Origin of the sequence: Aurantiacibacter suaedae (assembly GCF_005434915.1) — a bacterium.
Lineage (GTDB): Bacteria > Pseudomonadota > Alphaproteobacteria > Sphingomonadales > Sphingomonadaceae > Alteraurantiacibacter > Alteraurantiacibacter suaedae.
In genome coordinates this window covers 153,623-172,045 of sequence record NZ_SKCG01000004.1, presented here as the reverse complement: position 1 = coordinate 172,045, position 18,423 = coordinate 153,623, and the positions used below count along the sequence as shown (strand labels likewise).

Sequence of the window (18,423 nt, the reverse complement as noted above, 5' to 3'; positions counted from 1 at the left end):
CCAATCGAAACCGTAACCGTGCGAATCCGAAGTTATTAACAGCGTGCTGTTTCGTATTACTACTGGCTCGGCTTCGTCAGTCTCACCGGCGAAAGGAAGCTAGTTTAGTGCTCTGCGGGGCGCGAGCGGCAAGGTGACGAGACGGGCGCGCGGGCAGCGTCAGAATTTGGTGAACATTCTTTCGAGGTTTGGATGGCGAGTATTTTCTGGCGTACCATCGTAGGTCTGGTCGCGCTCGGCGGGGCCGAGAGTGCAGCTTTTGCCGCCTCCGCATCCGCCAAAGGCGCGCACATTCCTGATCGGGTGGCAAATCTATCGGCAACGATGGACATGATCTGGGTCATCATCGCGGCTACGTTGGTGATGCTGATGCAGATCGGCTTCATGATGATCGAAGCGGGCACGGTGCGCACCAAGAACGCCATCAGCGTTGCCCAGAAGAATATGCTCGACTTCGCCTTTTCCACCGTGGCCTTTGCGGTGATCGGCTTCGCACTGGCGTTCGGCGTCAGCACAAGCTGGCTTCCGTTCAGCAACGATGGCGGTCTGTTCTTTCTGCAAGACCTCTCCGGCACGACTGCGACCTTTTTCATCTTTCAGGTCATGTTTTGCGGCACATGCGCGACGATCGTTTCCGGCGCTGTGGCCGAGCGGATGCGCCTTCGCGCCTATATCCTGCTCAGCGTGATCCTGTCGGCAGCCGTCTATCCAATTTTCACGCAATGGGCCTGGGGTAATGCACTCGGTCCATCGCCGGGCGCTTTTCTCGCCGATGCCGGCTTTGTCGACTTTGCCGGCGCAACTGTCGTCCATGCCACTGGCGGTTGGTTCGCTTTGGCCGCATGTCTCATCATCGGTGCGCGTCAGGGGCGCTTTATTGAAGGGCCGCCGATCCGGATCGGTGGGCACAGTGCGGTTCTTTCCTCGGCAGGCGCGCTGTTCCTGTTCATTGGCTGGATCGGCTTCAACGGCGGATCGACGCTGTCGGCCTCGAAAGAGGTTCCGGAGATTATTCTCAACACGATTCTCGCCGGGTCGGCGGGCGGTGCGGTCGGCTATGGCATGATGTGGTTCCGGGGCGCGATGCTGCCCGAGCGGGCAGTGAACGGGATGATCGGCGGCCTCGTTGCGATAACCGCAGGCTGCCATCTGGTGAGCCCTCTTGCAGCGATTGTTCTGGGCGCATTGGGCAGCCTTGCGGCCAATGCCGCCAACCACTTTCTCGAAACCCGCTTGCGGATCGACGACGCTGTCGGCGCGGTGGGTGTGCATGGCGTGGCCGGTGTCGTCGGGACGCTTGGCCTCGCGCTGCTGGCTCCTGCCGATGCCCTGCCGGCAGGGTCGCGACTGGCGCAGGTTCTCGTTCAGGCGCAGGGCAGCGCCCTGAACATGGTGTGGGCCTTCGGCACAGGTGTTGTCGTGATCCTTGCGGCCCGATCGATCATCGCCTTGCGAGCGACGCCGGAAGAGGAGGCGCTGGGCCTCAACGCGGCGGAACATGGCGCGCATCTGGGCACCGATCATCTTCAGGCCAAGATTGAAATGATGCTCCAGTCAGACTTCCACGGCGGCGAGCGGCTGACGGTGGAGGCGGGCGACGATACCGAACTGCTCACCACTTCGCTTAACAGTCTCATGGACCGGCTAGAAGCGGCAGAAGCTGCGCGAACAAGCCAGGCCATTAGCATGAGAAGCGTGGAGGAAGCGCAGCGGCTCGCCGCATTCGGGGAGGTGGCCAGCGAATGCATCCTGCTGATATATCAGGGCCGCATCCACACGGCCAATCTCGCCGCTGCGCAACTGTTCGGTTGCTCTGAAGAACAGCTGTTCGGTCGCCGTCCTGAAGAGCTGGTCCACCCTGACATGCGCGAGGCAATGATCGGCTGGCTTGAAGCGGGCAACGATGCGGTTCAACATGCCCGGGTCCTGCGCGGGTTGGGAACGGACATTCCGGTGGAGCTTCGCTTCCGCCAGATCGAACTCGATGGCCGCGATGTGATTGTCCTCAGGATGACCGATCTGAGCGAGCGGGAGGAAGCCCGGCGGCAGATTTATCATCTCGCCATGCACGATACGCTGACCGATCTGCCGAACCGCGAACTGTTCAACCGCAACCTACGTACGGCACTGGAGCGCCGCCAGGAGACGATGTTGACCGCGCTGCTGCTGGTGGACATCGACAGGTTCAAGGATATCAACGACCTGCATGGTCATCCGTCCGGCGATACCGTGCTCGTTGCGGTGGCGGAACGGCTCCGCGACGGGGTGCGCGGATGCGATACGGTCGCGCGGCTGGGGGGTGACGAATTCGCGGTCGTCTACACCAACATATCGTTCCCCAATCAGGCGCTTGATCTGGCGTACCGCATTCTGAAGAACATTTCGCAACCGCTGCTCTTGCCGACGGGTACCACCATCCATCCCCGCGCCAGCGTTGGATTGGCGATCTGCCCGCTCGACGCCGAAGACAGGGAAGTGCTCATCCGCAATGCGGACATGGCGCTGTACGCTGCCAAGAAGCGCGGCCGGAACGGTTTCCAGCGCTACAAGCCGGAAATGGGGCGGCTGCAGCATCTGCGGCAAGAGCTCGAAGCCGATCTGGCCGAGGCTCTCGCCCGCAACGAACTTGAAATGTACTATCAACCGCGCACCGACGTGCGGAACGGCGAAGTGGCAGGCTTCGAGGCTCTGTTGCGCTGGAACCGGGGAGACGTGCAGATTTCCCCGGCTGATTTTATCTCCATTGCAGAAGAGACGGGCCTGATCGTGCCGATCGGCGCCTGGGCTATCCGCGAGTCATGCCGTGCGGCGATGGAGGATCTGGACGGCAGCTGCATCAGCGTGAATGTCAGCGCGCGCCAGTTCCACACGCCGGATCTTGTCGATGCGGTCACCCTTGCTCTTGCCGAGAGTGGGTTGCCACCTTCGCGCCTCGAACTCGAGATTACCGAGAGCGTGCTGATCGACGATGACGATATTGCCACGCGCGTTCTGAACACCTTGCGCCAACTCGGCGTGCGGGTGGCGCTCGATGATTTCGGGACCGGATATTCGTCGCTCAGCTACCTCACCCGCTTTGCATTCGACACGGTCAAAATCGATCGCAGTTTCATTCAGGCCGAAGACGACAAGACCTGGCACGTTATCCGTTCGGTGCTGAGCATGTCGGCGGGATTGGGCACCGAGGTGGTGGCAGAAGGCGTTGAAACCAGCGAGCAGCTAGAGCGCCTGGCGGCAGAGGGATGCTCGCTGATACAGGGATTTCTTATCTCGCAACCTTTGCCCGCGAAGGAGGCTGCGCAGTTCCTTCGCTCCGGCCCGAACCGCGCCGTGGTCGGCGCGCCGGCTTTGCTGGACAGGCCTGGCGTCAATGTGATCACGCGCTAGGCTTGCTCTTTGGGCTCGATTGTCAGACTTGCGGTCGCGCAGCCGCCCGGATGCGATTGAACACGCGAGTATCTATGCAGTTTCGAGATTTCGACATCGATGGTTTTCTGCGCAACTATTGGCAGCGCAAGCCACTGCTCATCAGGAATCCCTGGAAAGATTGGCGCAACCCGCTCGAAGCCGATGAACTGGCTGGCCTTGCCTGCGAAGAAGGCATCGAGGCGCGCCTGATCGAGCAAGCAAGCGGCCAGCCGCAGCGGGCCTGGCAGGTCGAACATGGCCCGTTTGCAGAAGCGCGGTTCGATCGGCTCGGAGCCAAACCATGGACACTGCTCGTCCAGGCTGTCGATCATCACATACCCGACGTTGCCGCGCTCATCACGCCGTTCCGCTTCATCCCCAATTGGCGGATCGATGATGTGATGGTCAGTTATGCCAGCGATGGCGGCGGCGTCGGCCCGCATTTCGATCAGTATGACGTGTTTCTTGTCCAGGGCTGTGGAAAGCGCCTCTGGCAACTCGGCTCGATGTGCACTTCCCATACCGAACTGTTGCCGCATGACGATTTGCGTCTGCTCGCCAGTTTCGAGGCTACCGAGGAATGGATTCTCGAGCCGGGCGACATTCTTTATGTGCCGCCCGGCATCGCCCATAATGGCGTGGCCCTTGGCGACGATTGCATGACCTACTCAGTCGGTTTTCGTGCGCCCTCAACGAGCGAACTGATCGCCCACTATTGCGACGATGTGCTCGACAATCTGCAGGACGACAGTCGCTACCGTGATCCGGGTCTGGAGGCGCAAGCCAATCAGGGTGAGATTTCGGGGGCGGCGATGGCGCGGCTCAATGGCATGATCGCGGAAAAAATGCTTGATCCGGCGGCCTTTGCCAAGTGGTTCGGACAATACAACACAGCGCGCAAATATCCCGATATCGACTGGCGGCCGGAAGAGCCTGTCGACATCGAAGCGTTGCAGTCAGGCATTGCCAGCGGATCGCCACTGCGCCGAAATCCGGCCAGCCGGTTTTCCTTTTTCCGGCAGGGGCCAGAGTTGCTGCTGCTGTTCGTCGATGGGCAGAGCTTCGAATGCTCGGGCGATGTCGTGGCTTTCACAGAACTGGTCTGCTCGAATGATTGCTTCACGCTTGATCGCGATGTCGCCGCGTCGCCGCCGGTGCTTACATTGCTCAAGACGTTTTTCGATCAGGGCAGCCTTGCCTTCGATACCGAAGATTAGCTGCCGTACGAAGGGCTAGGGCACGCTAATCTCGCGCCACTCTCCCAGCCCCAGGCCTTCGATTGACCAGTCGCCGATGGACCAGCGCACAAGCCTGAGGGTGGGATGCCCAACCGCCGCCGTCATCCGGCGCACCTGACGATTTTTGCCTTCGCGGATCGAGAGCTTGAGCCAGCAATCGGGCACAGACTTGCGGTAGCGCACCGGGGGGTCGCGGGGCCACAGCTGCGGATCTTCTACGCGTTCGGCGTGGGCTGGCCGGGTCATGCCATCCTTTAGCTGCACGCCCTTGCGAAGCCTGTCGAGGCTGTCTGCGGAGACATCGCCTTCTACCTGCACGAGATAGGTTTTCGCCATCTTGTATTTCGGCTCGGCAATCCGCGCTTGCAGCCGCCCGTCGTCCGTCAGCAGCAGCAGGCCCTCGCTATCGAGATCCAGCCGGCCAGCAGGATAGACACCGGGTATATCGATGAAGTCCGACAAGGTTGGCCGCTTCGAGCCAGCAGTGCCACGATCGGTGAACTGGCACAGCACGCCATGGGGTTTGTTGAAAAGGATCAGTCGCGGCATGGAAACCTCCGTGAAGGCCTTGGCACGCGAGCACGCGCCTGACCAGTTTTTGCGAGACAGGCCAAGTCTGCAAAAGCAAGGTCACGGCGCATCCTCACGGGCCCCGCAGGCCATTGTATTTTTGCCCAAGAGTTCTATACCTTAAGGTATGGAAAAGCTTGCGACCAGAGGTAGACCGCGCGAATTCGACAAGGACGAGGCCCTCGCAAATGCTCTTCGCCTGTTCTGGCAGAAGGGCTACGAAGGCGCCTCGCTGACCGATCTTACAGAAGCCATGGGGATCACCCGGCCCAGCCTCTATGCCGCGTTCGGTAACAAGGAGGCGCTGTTTCGTCAGACGCTCGATCTTTATGAGCGAGACAAGCAGGCCTACATCCGCGAGGCGATGGAGGCACCCAGCGCCCGCGCGGTTGCCGAAACGCTGCTGATGGGCTCTGTCGACGTCGCGACCGGAGGCGAATGCCGTGGCTGCATGGGCGTGATCGCTTCGGTCGCTTGCCAGAGTGTCGAGCCTTCCATTCGCGACCATGTGAATGCCCGCGCAGAATCGGCAAAGCAGCTTATTGTCGAACGGATGCAGCGCGCCATCGACGCCGGCGAATTCACCGTTCCGACCGAGGCAACCGCGATCACGCGTTATCTTCTTGCGCTGATGCAGGGGATGTCGGTGCAGGCGCAGTCAGGCGCAAGTCGGGCAGAGCTTACCCAAGTTGTTGAATCGGCGCTTCTTTCCTGGCCTTCGAAGTAGCCTCTTTTCGCAGCTGCGAAAAAATACCTAGCGGTACAGAAATTCCGCTTGACCTGAACGCCAGATTACATACTTATCGGTACAGATAGTCGCGTGGCGCTTCGTCACTGCGCGGCGGTCGGGTGCTGTCGGCATTCGATCCATCCGAATAACACGCGTTTTGCTTCGAGAGCCTGTGCTTTTGGAGGCCGGGACGCTTGTCTTGATAAGGTCAGGGACAGCCGATGTTGGACACACCGTTCGATCGCTACAGCAACGATTCCGCCGAGGCGCACCGCGCCCAGCACATCGCCGAGATTCTCGATGACCCGGATCGAGGAGATGCGGTCCATTCCGAGAAGAAGCCCGCATCGAATGGGCGCGGCAGGCGCATCTGGCTTGGCCTGGCGATAGCTGCGGCTCTGGCCGGTGCCTGGTGGTTGCTCGGCAGTGCGCCCGAACCGCAGGCCGCCGCCGCGCCGCCTGCCGTCACTGTGGCGCAGCCCTTGCAGCAGGAAATCACTGAGTGGGATGAGTTCGTGGGCCGGTTCAAGGCGAGCCGCAGCGTGGAGGTGCGCCCGCAGGTTTCCGGCCAGATCACGCAGGTCCATTTCACCGACGGCCAGTTCGTGCAGAAGGGCGCGCCGCTTTTCACCATCGATCCGCGCACCTATCGCGCCGCGCTGGCCGAAGCGCAGGCCGATGCCGCCCGCGCTGAAAGCGCGCTGGCCTTGGCGCAGGACAACTTGGCGCGTGCCCAGCGTCTGGTGAGCGACGATGCCATCGCCGAGACCGAAATCGACCGTTTGCAGGCCGAGGTCCGCAACTATGCCGCCACGCTTGCCGCAGCGCGGGCCCGGGTGTCCTCGCGCTCGCTTGATCTCGGGTTCACCACGGTGCGCGCGCCGATCTCGGGGCGCATTTCGGACCGCCGTATCGACGCAGGCAACCTCGTCTCGGGTGGCGGCGGCAGTGCGGCGACGCTGCTGACCACCATCGATGCGGTCGATCCGATCTATTTCGAATTCACCGGTTCGGAAGCACTGTTTCTCAAGGCGCGCCGCGAAGGCCTCGACAAGGGAACTCCGGTTGAAATCCGCCTGCAGGACGAGGCCGACTATCGCTGGCACGGCACGCTCGACTTCACCGATAACGGGCTCGACAGCCAGTCGGGCACCATTCGGGCGCGCGCTGTGGTTCGCAATGGCGAGGGCTTTCTTGCCTCGGGCCTGTTCGGCCGGATGCGGCTGGCATCGGGCGGGACACACGAGGCCCTGCTGGTGCCCGATACGGCCGTTGCCACCGATCAGACGCGCAAGCTGCTGATGGTGGTCGAGAAGGACGGCACCGTCGCGGCCCGCGCGGTGGAACTTGGCCCGCTGGTGGGGCAGCTGCGCGTGATCGAGAGCGGGCTCGAGCCTTCGGATCGCGTAATTATCGAGGGGCTCCAGATGGCGATGCCCGGACAGAAGGTGAGCGTGCAGAACGGCACCATCGCCATCACTGCATCGGCTGAAGCAGAGGAACGAAAGGCGCCGAACTTGCCGCCCGCCGCCTCGGCCAGCCTCGCTCGCTAAGGCGCGCGCACGGCAGGAACAAACCCGGCTTCATGCCCCGAACCACGCCCCAATTTACGCCCGGAGTGCGTCCATGAACATTTCCCGTTTCTTCATCGATCGACCGATCTTTGCCAGCGTTCTTGCGGTGCTGGTGACGCTGGTCGGTGCGATCTCCTACTTCTTCCTGCCGATCAGCCAGTATCCGGACATCGTCCCGCCGACCGTCACCGTCACCGCGACCTATCCCGGCGCATCGGCCGAGACGGTGGCCGACACGGTGGCGAACCCGATCGAGCAGGAGATCAACGGCGTCGACGGGATGCTTTACCAGTCGAGCGAATCCACCGGCGACGGGCGGATGACGATCACCGTCACCTTCGCGCCCGGCACCGACCTCGACGAGGCGCAGGTGCTGGTGCAGAACCGCGTGGCGATTGCCGAAGCGCGCTTGCCCGAAGAGGTGCGGCGGCTCGGCATCGTTACCCGCAAGACCACGCCTGACTTCCTGATGGTGGTCAATCTGATCTCGCCCGATGCCTCGCTCGACCGCGAATATATCTCCAACTATGCGCAGACCCGCATCAAGGATCGGCTCGCCAGGCTTGAAGGGGTGGGCAATGTGGAGCTGTTCGGCCAGCGCGAACTGGCGATGCGCGTGTGGATCGATCCGGGCCGCGCGGCGGCGCTGGGTCTGACGGGTAGCGATATCGTCAGCGCGCTGCGGGCGCAGAACGTGCAGGTTGCCGCCGGTACGCTGGGCCAGCAGCCGAGCCCAGATTCCGCCTTCCAGCTCAATGTCGAGACGCAAGGGCGGTTCACCAGCCCGGCGCAGTTCGGCGAGGTGGTGATCCGCACCGACGATCAGGGCAGGCAGATCCGGGTGAGCGACGTGGCGCGGGTGGAGATCGGCGCGGCGGACTATTCCACCTCTTCCTATCTGAACGACACCGATTCGGTGATCCTGCCAATTTACCAGAAGCCCGGCTCCAACGCGCTTGATGCGGCGGAGGGCGTGAAGGCGACCATGGCCGAGCTGGCGGACGACTTTCCGCAGGGCCTCGAATACCGCATCGTTTACAACCCGACCGAATTCATCGCCCAGAGCATCGATGCCGTGCTGCACACGCTGCTGGAAGCCGTGGTGCTGGTGGTGCTGGTGATCGTTGTGTTCCTGCAGAAGGCGCGCGCCTCGATCATTCCGGTGCTCGCCATCCCGATCTCGCTGGTGGGCACCTTCGCCGTGCTGGCAATGCTCGGCTATTCGCTCAACAACCTCTCGCTGTTCGGGCTGGTGCTCGCCATCGGCATCGTGGTCGACGACGCCATCGTCGTGGTCGAGAACGTCGAGCGTAACCTAGAGGCGGGGCATAGCCCGCTGGAGGCAGCGCGCCGCTCGATGGACGAGGTGGGCACCGCGCTGATCGCCATCGTGCTCGTGCTCTGCGCGGTGTTCGTGCCGACGCTGTTCATGGGCGGGATGTCGGGCGAGTTCTACAAGCAGTTCGCGGTCACGATTTCGGCGGCGACAATCATCTCGCTGTTCGTGTCGCTTACCTTGTCGCCGGCGCTGTCTGCGCTGCTGCTCAAGCCGCACGAACACCTGCCCGAAGATGCGCCGCGCTGGCGCAAGGCGATCGATCGCGCGGGCGAGAAGTTCAATGCGGGCTTCGAACGCTTCAGCGAAAGCTATGCCCGGTTGACGGCGCGGCTGGTGGCGATGCCGAAGCGGATGATGCTGGCCTATGGCGTGCTGATCGGCCTCACCGGCCTTACGCTGGCCGCCACTCCCACCGGCTTCATCCCGCAGCAGGATCAGGGCTACTTCGTTTCGGTTATCCAGCTTCCGCCCGGCTCGTCCACCACGCGGACCGACGCGGTGATGAAGAAGGTCGCCGAACGCGTCCTGCCGATCGAGGGCGTCAGGGGCGGGATCATGCTGTCGGGCTTCGACGGCACCACGCAGACCCAGTCCGCCAGCTCTGCCGCCGCTTACTGGGTGCTGGACGATTTCGAGGACCGGAACGGCAATGGCCGCTCGGTCGACGAGCTGATCGCCAAGGCGCAGGCGGCCGCCGCCGACATTACCGAGGCGCGGCTGATGCTGGTGAAGCCTCCCGTCATCCAGGGCATCGGCTCGGCAGGTGGCTTCCGCATGATGCTGAAGGACAATTCGGGCGAAGGTTACCGCAAGTTGCAGGAGGTGGCCTATGCCATGATCGGCGAGGCCAACCAGCAGGAAGGGCTGGCCGGGGTATACACCTTCTTCGACACCGGCACCCCGCGCGTGAAGGCCGATATCGACCGCGACAAGGCGCAGCTTCTCGGCGTCGCCCCGAGCGATATCTTCGACACGCTTTCGGTCTATCTCGGCAGCGCCTTCATCAACGACTTCAACCTGCTGGGGCGGACCTACCGTGTCACCGCGCAGGCCGATGCGGGCTACCGCGACGATGTCAGCGACATCGGCAACCTTTATACCCGCTCGAATAGCGGGGCGATGGTTCCGCTCGGCTCGCTGGCGACCGTGACCGACACCACCGGCCCCTACCGCGTGAGCCGCTACAACCTCGCGCCTGCCGTTGCTATCGATGGTGACACCGCGCCCACCAGCTCGACCGGCCAATCGTTGGTGACGATGGAGAAGGTCGCGTCCGAAACGGTGCCGCAGGGTTATTCCACCGAATGGACCGGCATCGCCTTCCAGCAGGCCAACACCGGCAACACCGCGATCTATGTCTTTGGCCTTGCCGTGCTGCTCGTGTTCCTGGTGCTGGCGGCGCAATACGAGAGCCTGATCATGCCGCTGGCGATCATCCTGATCGTGCCGATGTGCCTGCTGGCGGCGATGATCGGGGTGAACGTGATGGGTATGGACAACAATGTCCTCACCCAGATCGGCCTTGTCGTGCTGATCGCGCTGTCGGCGAAGAACGCGATCCTGATCGTCGAGTTCGCCCGTCAGGGTGAGGCATTGCACGGCCTGTCGCCGGTCGATGCCGCCATCGAGGCAGCACGCACCCGCTTGCGTCCGATCCTGATGACCAGCTTTGCCTTCATCCTCGGCTCGGTACCGCTGGTGATCGCAAGCGGGGCAGGGGCCGAGCTCCGGCAGGCGCTGGGTACGGCGGTATGCTTCGGCATGCTCGGGGTAACCGGGTTCGGGCTCGTCTTCACGCCGACTTTCTACGTTTTCTGCCGCGCGCTTGGCGACCGGCTTGCTTCGCTGCGCGGCCCCGGCCGTGCTGGCAAGGCAACCCCCGTCGTGCAGCCGGCCGAATAGGAGCATCGCTCATGACCTTTCGCAATCTCTTCCTTTCCGCCGTTCCCGCGCTGGCCCTGGCGGCCTGCGCGGCGGGGCCGGACCGCATCGCTTCAGTCCCTACCCCCGATGTGGAAACCGGCCCCTTCCTTTCCGCCGAGGCCGAGGTCGTCAGCCCGGCGCCGCTGCCCGAGAATTGGTGGCAGCTCTATCGCGACCCGGTGCTTGACGGGCTGATCGCCGATGCGTTGGCCGCCAACACCGACATCCGCCAGTCGGTCGCCCGGATCGCACGGGCACGGGCAGCCTTGCGCGGGGCGCAGTCGGACCGGCTGCCTCAGGTAGGACTGAACGCCTCAGGCGGATATGGCCGCACCGCCGAGGCTCAGACCCCGCCGGGGCAGGACCGCGACGGTGGCCAGTTTTCTATCGGCGCCGATCTTGCCTACGAGGTCGACCTGTTTGGGCGTGTAAGCAGCGGCGTGGCAGCAGCGCGCGGCGATGTCGCGGCGGCGCGGGCCGATGCCGAAGGGGTGCGGGTGATGGTTGTGGCGGATACCACGCGCGCCTATGCCGATGCGGCGAGCGCGGCTGCGCGGCTGCGGGTGGCGCAATCGATAGTCGATCTGCTCGAAGACAGCTTGCGGCTGACCCGGGTTCGGCACGATGCCGGCTATACCGACGGGCTGGCCGTGGCGCGAATCGAAAGCCTGCTAAAGCAGCGCGCCGCCACCATTCCCGCCATCGAGGCCGAGCGCCGCGCCGCTCTGTTCGCGCTGGCTACGCTGACGGGCCGTGCGCCTGCCGCCTTGCCGCCGGGGATTGGCGATCGCAATGTGCCGCTTGAGATCACTGCGCCGCTGCCGGTAGGCGACGGAACGCAGCTTCTCGCGCGCCGCCCCGATGTTCGCGCGGCCGAGCAGCGGGTGCTGGCCGATAGCGCCCGGATCGGGGTCGCCCGCGCCGATTTTTATCCGCGCATCACTCTTGGCGGGTCGATTGGTTCGCGCGCATCCGATGTGGGCGATCTGTTCACCGGCGGCCCGCTCAGTTTCCTGCTCGGCCCGCTGATCGACTGGGCCTTCCCCAACCGCGAGCCGATTTACGCCCGCATCGACGCCGCCGAGGCCGATTCCGCCGGGTCGCTCGCCGCCTTCGACGGCACCGTCCTCACCGCCTTGCAAGAGGCGGAGACGGCGCTGTCCAGCTATGCGCGCGCGCTCGAACGGCGCCGCATTCTGGTGGAGGCTGTCGAGGCCGCCGAACATGCCGCACGTATCGTGCGGGCGCAGAACCGCGAGGGTCTGCTCAACTCGCTGGAAACGCTCGATGCCGAGCGCACCCTTGCCGAAGCGCGTGCCGAGCTTGCCGATCAAGACGCCGCCGTCTCGCGCCAGCAGATCGCGGTGTTCCGTGCGCTTGGCGGCGGCTGGGCAAGCGAGGTGGAGAGCGCCGATGAAGCGGGATAAGACGTCTTGGTGGTATGTCCACGGCGACGCGCTGATCTTCGCCGGCGTGAGCTTCCTGGTGACCTCGACAGTATTGCTGTGGTTCCTGATGAGCGGGTTAGACTGATCGAGACGGCGGGGCGAGGCTGATCGTGTCGCTCACCAATGGTTTCCCATGATCCTGCAAGGGCTATCCGGGCCAGCGCCCTTGGGGTATCCCTCGGCCATGACTCACAAATGGCATTGGATCGCAGCCTTGGCATTAGTATCGAGCGCCGCGCAGGCGCAGGACAACGAAGCCGAAGATCTCACGCTTGATGCGGTGTTCGGCAGCCCGTCGCTTTCCGGCTCCACGCCGCGCGGATTGCAGCTTTCGCCCGATGGCCGCTACGCCACACTGCTGAAGCCGCGCGCCGACGATCGGCAGCGTTATGACCTCTGGGCCATCGACACAGCCACCGGCGAGGAGCGGATGCTGGTCGACAGCGAGGCGCTGGGCGGGCGCGAAATCTCCGAAGAGGAGAAGATGCGCCGTGAACGGATGCGGCTGGCCGGAACGCGCGGCATCATTTCCTACGATTGGGGTCCGGATGGCAAGGCGCTGCTGGTGCCCATCGATGGCGACCTGTGGCTCGCCCCGCTTGAAGGCGCGCCGCGCCAGCTGACCGACACCGAGGCGGGCGAGCTTGATGCCAAGCTTTCCGAAACGGGCCGCTATGCGAGCTTCGTGCGCGAAGGCGATCTCTATGTCGTGGAGACCGCCACGGGCGCGGAGCATCGCCTCACCGAAGGCGCGAGCGACACCGTTACCTGGGGCTCGGCCGAATTTGTCGCGCAGGAGGAGCTGGACCGTTCGAGCGGCCACTGGTGGAGCCCCGACGACAGCCACCTCGCGGTGGCGCGGGTCGATGAAAGTGGGGTGGACGTGGTCCAGCGGCTGGCGATTGGCGCAGAAGGTTCGTCGCTGATCGCACAGCGTTATCCGCGTGCCGGGACGGATAATGCGCTGGTCGAGCTTTTCGTGATGCGCCCCGATGGCAGCGAGCGGGTGAAGGTCGATCTCGGAGACAATCCCGATGCCTATCTCGCCCGCGTCTACTGGTCGGCGGATGGGCAGACGCTGTGGGTTGGCCGCCTCAGCCGCGACCAGAAGCGGCTCGATCTGCTTGAGGTCGATCCGGCGACGGGCGCCTCGCAGGTGCTGCTCAGCGAAACGTCCGACACTTTCGTCAACCTCGCCTCAAGCGGGTTTGGGCAGGGCGGCGAAGCCGGGCTGCGCGCGCTGAAGAGCGGCGGCTTCCTGTGGCTGTCGGAGCGCGAGGGTTTCATGCACCTTTACCGCTGGAAGGAAGGCGAACTGACCCAGCTTACGCGCGGCGACTGGGTGGTGAGCGGGCTCGCCGGTGTCGATGAGGCGAACGGGCGCGCCTATGTCACCGGCAACCGCGAGACCCCGCTTGAACGGCATATCTATTCGGTGCGGCTCGATGGCACGGGCGAACCGCAGCGGCTGACCGAGCGCGGCTACTGGAACAGCGGCGGGCTTGATCGCACCGGCACGCGGCTGATTATCCAGCGCCAGAGCCCAGTGCAGCCGCCACAGATCTATCTGGCGGACAACACCGGCAAGCGGCTCGCCTGGATCGAACAGAACGCGATTCAAGCGGGCCATCCCTTCGCTCCCTATGCCCAACTGCTGCGCGAGCCCGACTATGGCACGCTCACAGCGTCGGACGGCCAGGTACTTCACTGGGAAGCACTGAAGCCTGAGGGCGAAGGCCCGTTCCCGGTGATCTTCGAGGTCTATGGCGGCCCCCATGCCCAGCGCGTTGCGCGCTATTGGGCCTCGCCGCTTGACCGCTGGTGGGTGGAGCAGGGCTATGCGATCTTCCGGCTCGACAATCGCGGTTCGGGCAACCGGGGCCGCGCGTTCGAGGAGCCGCTCTATCAGGCGTTCGGCACGGTCGAGGTGGAGGATCAGCTGGCGGGGCTGGACTGGCTCAAGCAGCAGAGCTGGGCCGATGCCGAGCGGATCGTGGTCGAGGGCTGGTCCTATGGCGGCTACATGACGCTGAAGCTGCTCGAAGCCGCGCCGGGCGCTTTCGCCGGCGGCATTTCAGGTGCGCCGGTTACCGAGTGGGGGCTTTACGACACCGCCTATACCGAGCGCTATCTGGGCGATCCGCGCGAAGTGCCCGAGGTTTACGAGGCCGCCGACGTGCTGCCCCGCGCGGGCGAGATTGCCGATCCGCTGCTGGTGATCCACGGCATGAGCGACGACAATGTGGTGTTCGACAATGCCGTGCGGCTGTTTGCCGCGCTTCAGCAGGCGCGGGTGCCGTTCGACACGGCGGTTTATCCGGGGCAGGCGCACGGGTTTCAGGGCAAGGATATCCTGATCCACCGCACGCTGACGATGCAGGACTTCCTCGACCGGGTTACGGCTGCCGACTGAGATCGCGGATACGTCCGCACGGCGGGATCGAGGCCCCCGGTGCGAGCCAGGTCTCCAGCGCATCGACATCGATGCCCGCATCGTCGATTACGGAAAAACGGGTGAAGGTGGCAAACCCGTCGCCTCCCTCGGCGAGGAAGTTGTTGATCGCGACGCGGTAGGTCTTTGCCGGATCGAGCGGCTTGCCATTCAGCGTGACGGACACGATGCGCTCGCCAGCGGGCTGGCTGCGGTCGAAGCTGTAGGCGAAACCTTGCGAGGGGAGCAGCGCCGAATGGCAGGTGGCGACGGTGCCGTCCGCGGCTTCGCAGAACTGTTCTTCGAGCACGGCCTTGATCGCGCTGCCAGGCATTTCGACCACCAGTACTGAGTTGGCGAAGGGCTGCATGGCCAGCGCGTCGCCGTAGGTCATCGTGCCGCTCGCGCCCGGCGGCAGATCGGTGCGCACGCCGCCGGAGTTGAGGAAGGCGATATCGGCCGGGCCGCCTTCAAGATCACGCGTCGCGGCAAGCTGGGCGTCGGCCACAAGCCGGTCGGCGGGGCTGTCTAGGCAGGTTTCGTCGCCGCCTTCAACAAGCTGCCAGCTGCCGACCGGGCGCTCGGCAATGGCCTCGCTCGCCGCGACATAGCGGGCCACCAGTGCGGCGATTGCGGGGTCTTCCCCGGCCTCTTGCGTAACGGGCACGTTGTGCGCGCTGAGCGAGAGCACCGTGTCGCTGGCGGGGTCGATCGCCATGTCGATCTGAGTCACGAAACCGCCATAGCGCCCGGCGCTGGTCAGCGTGCGCCCGCCGACCTTGCAGCTATAAGCCTGATGGGTGTGGCCCGAAACGACCAGCCCGATCGCCGGATCAAGCCGTTCGAGGATCGGCACGATCGCGCCCGACAGGCCGGGGCAGCCGCTGACGTTGAGCGTGGGATCGACCTGCGCGCCCTCGTGGATCAGCAGCACCACGGCGTCGGCCCCCTCGGCCTTGAGGCCTGCCGCGAGCCGGTTAGCCGCCTCGGCCTCGTCGCCGAAGCTGTATCCCGCGATGGCCGAGGACGAGACGAGTTGCGGGGTATCCTTGAGCGTGAGTCCGATGAAACCGATCTTGGCGCCGCCCACTTCGCGCAGAGCCGTGCCGGGAAACAGCGTTGCGCCGTCCGCATCGGTGATGTTGCCCGCAAGGTAGCGGAACGAGGCACCGGCAAAGGGCTCAAGCGCGCAGGGTTTGCGAGAAGTATAGGCTTCGCAGCCGCCATCCTGCATCCGCCGCAGCTCGGCAATGCCCCGGTCGAACTCGTGGTTGCCGACCGAGGCTACGTCGAGCCCGGCGAGGCTCAGTGCGGCGATGGCGGGCTCGTCGAGAAATTGTTGCGAGATCACCGGGCTGGCCCCGATCAGGTCGCCTGCCGCCACCACCAGGCTGTCGGGCTGTTCGGCGCGCAGGCGGGCAATGGTCGCGCCCAGCCGCGCTGCGCCGCCGAGAAGTGCGCTCTGGGGGCCGTTTTGGCCTGCGAACCGGGTCTCCTGCGTCGCAGGAAGAAGCGCGCCGTGAAAATCGTTCAGCGCAATGATGCGCACGGCCACCGGGGCCGGCGCTGGTTCGGGCAGGCTCGCGCAGGCCGAGAGGGCGAGAACGGCAAGCGAAGCGGAGAGGAGGCGCATGGTCATCGGGTCGCCTTCGGCCTTGGGGATGGCACCTTTATGACAGGGAAGGGTGCAGGGCCGGGGCAAAGGCGCACGCTTACTCCGCCTGCTCGTCTGCCTTGCGGCCATAGCGCGCGGCGAGCACAGCGCAGACCATAAGCTGCAACTGGTGGAACACCATCAGCGGCAAGATCACCGCGCCCACGGTGGCCGCCGGGAACAGCACGCCCGCCATCGGCACCCCGGTGGCAAGGCTCTTCTTCGAGCCGCAGAATTGCAGCACGATCACGTCCTCGCGCGCAAAGCCGAGCCAGCGGCCGAGCAATGCCGTCATGGTCAGCACGAAGGCGAGCAGCACCGCTGACAGGGCGAGGATCAGCAGCATGTCGGCGGGCGACACCCGCGACCACAGCCCCTCCACCACGGCTGCGGAGAATGCGGCATAGACAACCAGCAGCACCGAGCCGCGATCCACCACCAAGAGCAGCGCCCGCTGCCGCTTGATCCAGCTTCCGATCAGCGGTTGCAACAGGTGCCCTGCCAGAAACGGCAGCAGCAGTTGCACGACAATGGTCAGCACAGCCTTGCCCGAGATCCCGCCCTGTTCGCCGGTGAGCAGCAGCGCCACCAGCACCGGCGTGATCACGATGCCGGCCAGGTTCGAAAAGGCCGCGCTGCATACCGCGCCTGCGACATTCCCGCGCGCCATTGCGGTAAAGGCGATCGAGCTTTGCACGGTGGAAGGCAACAGCGTGAGAAACACCAGCCCGGTGCGCAGCCACGGATCGAGAAACGGCAACAGCGCAATGCCCAGGCCGAGCAGCGGAAACACCCCATATGTTACCGCTCCGACCGTGGCATGAAGCCGCCAGTGCCGTGCGCCGTCGATCACCGCCTGCCGCGAGAGCCGCGCGCCGTGAAGGAAGAACAGCAGCACGATGCCGATGTCGGCAGCGCCTCCGGCAATGTCCGCGCCCAGCCCCCGTGCAGGCAGCAGCGAAGCAAGGCCAACCGTGGCCAGCAGCAGCAGGATAAAGGGATCGATCCTGAGACGGGCGAGAAGGGCCTTCACTTGGGGGCTTTCGATTATGGGGCGAGCAAGCTCGCTAGAGCCGCAGATGCCGGCGATCAATCGCAATTCGCGCTTGCCGAGAGGTAGCGGGGTTTTCTCGTGGCTCTGGTGTCGTTAGCCTTGCGCGGATGAGCCCTCCGCAAAGCGCCACCCGCTCCAAACTGCTCGCCGCCGCCGAGCAGATCCTCGTCCAGCGCGGAATTACCGGGCTGTCGGTGCGCAAGGTGGGGGATGTGGCCGGGCTCAACCCGACCTTGGTGACCTATCACTTCGGCTCGCTCGGTACGCTGCTCGAAAAAGTGCGCGATCGCAACTTGGAGCCGATCCTCGCTGCATGGGAGGGGTTGGACCAGCTTGGCGGTCTCGACGATATCCTGCGCGGCTGGCTTGGCTCGCTGCTGATGGAGGCCGCCTTTACTGCTGGCGGACGTGCGCTGGTGGTAATCGACGAGATATCCTCCCACGCAGAGGGCGGCCTCGGCGCTGCCGTGATCGCTGCCTCCTCGCCCTTCAGCCGCAAGCTGCGGGCGCTGCTGCTGCCGCTTTGCCCAGAGCTTGACGAAGCCGAAATGCGCGCCCGCATCCGCTTCATTTCCGCCGCCGCGCTCGGCCCGCCGCCGCGCGGTCGGCGTATGGTCGGCGTCAGCAAGGAGGAGGAACTCGAATACCTTGTGCGCTTCGCTCACGCCGCCTTGCGCAGGTGATCCGGCTAGGGGTCAGACGTCTGGAGGGTGGGACCGCGCCGACCTCACCGGAGGCAGGCCTTTCGCGACAGTCCGGCGACTAGATCCGGACTTTCTTGCAGGACAATACGTGACCCAATTCCCACGCAAGATGCCAACGCTTCGTCTACAAGTCGCTCACGCCTGACATCACCGCCGATGCGCCCGCACCCGGCGAGGAAAACGACGAGGCCTATGTCCATCGCACTGCCATAGCGGTAAGCCAGATGCAGGCAGGCTACGCTGGCGACGCCAGCGCCGAGGACATGATCGCCTGGTAGATAGGCGATCTGACTGCCGACTAGGCCGAAGCCGGTCATAGTGTGCGATCCGGCTTGGCTCGGGCGGTTGTT

Annotated in this window: 11 protein-coding genes; 8 read left to right on the top strand and 3 right to left on the bottom strand. The window is 64.5% G+C overall.

Annotated features, from left to right (window positions below; all coding sequences use genetic code 11):
- Window positions 1–192: 192 nt before the first annotated feature.
- Window positions 193–3,387 carry an EAL domain-containing protein gene (locus E0473_RS14800; protein WP_137681690.1) on the top strand — a complete coding sequence of 1,065 codons (3,195 nt, stop codon included), beginning with the start codon at window positions 193–195 and terminating at the stop codon, window positions 3,385–3,387.
- Window positions 3,388–3,461: 74 nt separating this feature from the next.
- The gene (locus tag E0473_RS14795) at window positions 3,462–4,625 is read left to right on the top strand and encodes a cupin domain-containing protein (RefSeq protein ID WP_137681689.1); all 1,164 of its coding nucleotides are present in this window, start codon (window positions 3,462–3,464) and stop codon (window positions 4,623–4,625) included.
- A gap of 15 nt (window positions 4,626–4,640) precedes the next feature.
- Here E0473_RS14795 and E0473_RS14790 read toward each other — a convergent pair whose 3' ends face one another.
- A complete protein-coding gene (locus tag E0473_RS14790) occupies window positions 4,641–5,195 on the bottom strand; it encodes a pseudouridine synthase (RefSeq protein WP_137681688.1) in 555 nt (184 codons plus the stop codon).
- A 148-nt stretch (window positions 5,196–5,343) separates the two neighbouring features.
- Here E0473_RS14790 and E0473_RS14785 point away from each other — a divergent pair, with 148 nt between their 5' ends.
- The 5 genes from E0473_RS14785 to E0473_RS14765 all read left to right on the top strand — a co-directional run bounded on the left by E0473_RS14785 (window position 5,344) and on the right by E0473_RS14765 (window position 14,643).
- Window positions 5,344–5,943 (top strand): TetR/AcrR family transcriptional regulator, encoded by a 600-nt coding sequence (locus tag E0473_RS14785; protein ID WP_137681687.1) that lies wholly within the window; start codon window positions 5,344–5,346, stop codon window positions 5,941–5,943.
- 224 nt (window positions 5,944–6,167) lie between these two features.
- Window positions 6,168–7,499: an efflux RND transporter periplasmic adaptor subunit gene (locus E0473_RS14780; protein ID WP_137681686.1), complete on the top strand. Its 1,332-nt coding sequence runs from the start codon at window positions 6,168–6,170 to the stop codon at window positions 7,497–7,499.
- 73 nt (window positions 7,500–7,572) lie between these two features.
- On the top strand, window positions 7,573–10,761 hold the full coding sequence (locus tag E0473_RS14775) for an efflux RND transporter permease subunit (protein WP_137681685.1): 3,189 nt from the start codon (window positions 7,573–7,575) through the stop codon (window positions 10,759–10,761).
- A gap of 11 nt (window positions 10,762–10,772) precedes the next feature.
- Window positions 10,773–12,209, top strand: a complete 1,437-nt coding sequence (locus tag E0473_RS14770; protein WP_137681684.1) for an efflux transporter outer membrane subunit — start codon at window positions 10,773–10,775, stop codon at window positions 12,207–12,209.
- A 235-nt stretch (window positions 12,210–12,444) separates the two neighbouring features.
- The gene (locus tag E0473_RS14765; protein WP_241657543.1) at window positions 12,445–14,643 is read left to right on the top strand and encodes a S9 family peptidase; all 2,199 of its coding nucleotides are present in this window, start codon (window positions 12,445–12,447) and stop codon (window positions 14,641–14,643) included.
- Here E0473_RS14765 and E0473_RS14760 read toward each other — a convergent pair.
- On the bottom strand, window positions 14,627–16,300 hold the full coding sequence (locus E0473_RS14760) for a bifunctional metallophosphatase/5'-nucleotidase (protein WP_161981627.1): 1,674 nt from the start codon (window positions 16,298–16,300) through the stop codon (window positions 14,627–14,629). The two genes, E0473_RS14765 and E0473_RS14760, sit on opposite strands and share 17 nt — an antisense overlap.
- A 73-nt stretch (window positions 16,301–16,373) precedes the next feature.
- On the bottom strand, window positions 16,374–17,348 hold the full coding sequence (locus E0473_RS14755; protein WP_137681681.1) for a bile acid:sodium symporter family protein: 975 nt from the start codon (window positions 17,346–17,348) through the stop codon (window positions 16,374–16,376).
- 128 nt (window positions 17,349–17,476) lie between these two features.
- On the opposite strand from E0473_RS14755, the gene E0473_RS14750 reads away from it, so the two are divergent.
- On the top strand, window positions 17,477–18,052 hold the full coding sequence (locus E0473_RS14750) for a TetR/AcrR family transcriptional regulator (protein WP_137681680.1): 576 nt from the start codon (window positions 17,477–17,479) through the stop codon (window positions 18,050–18,052).
- Window positions 18,053–18,423 lie beyond the last annotated feature (371 nt).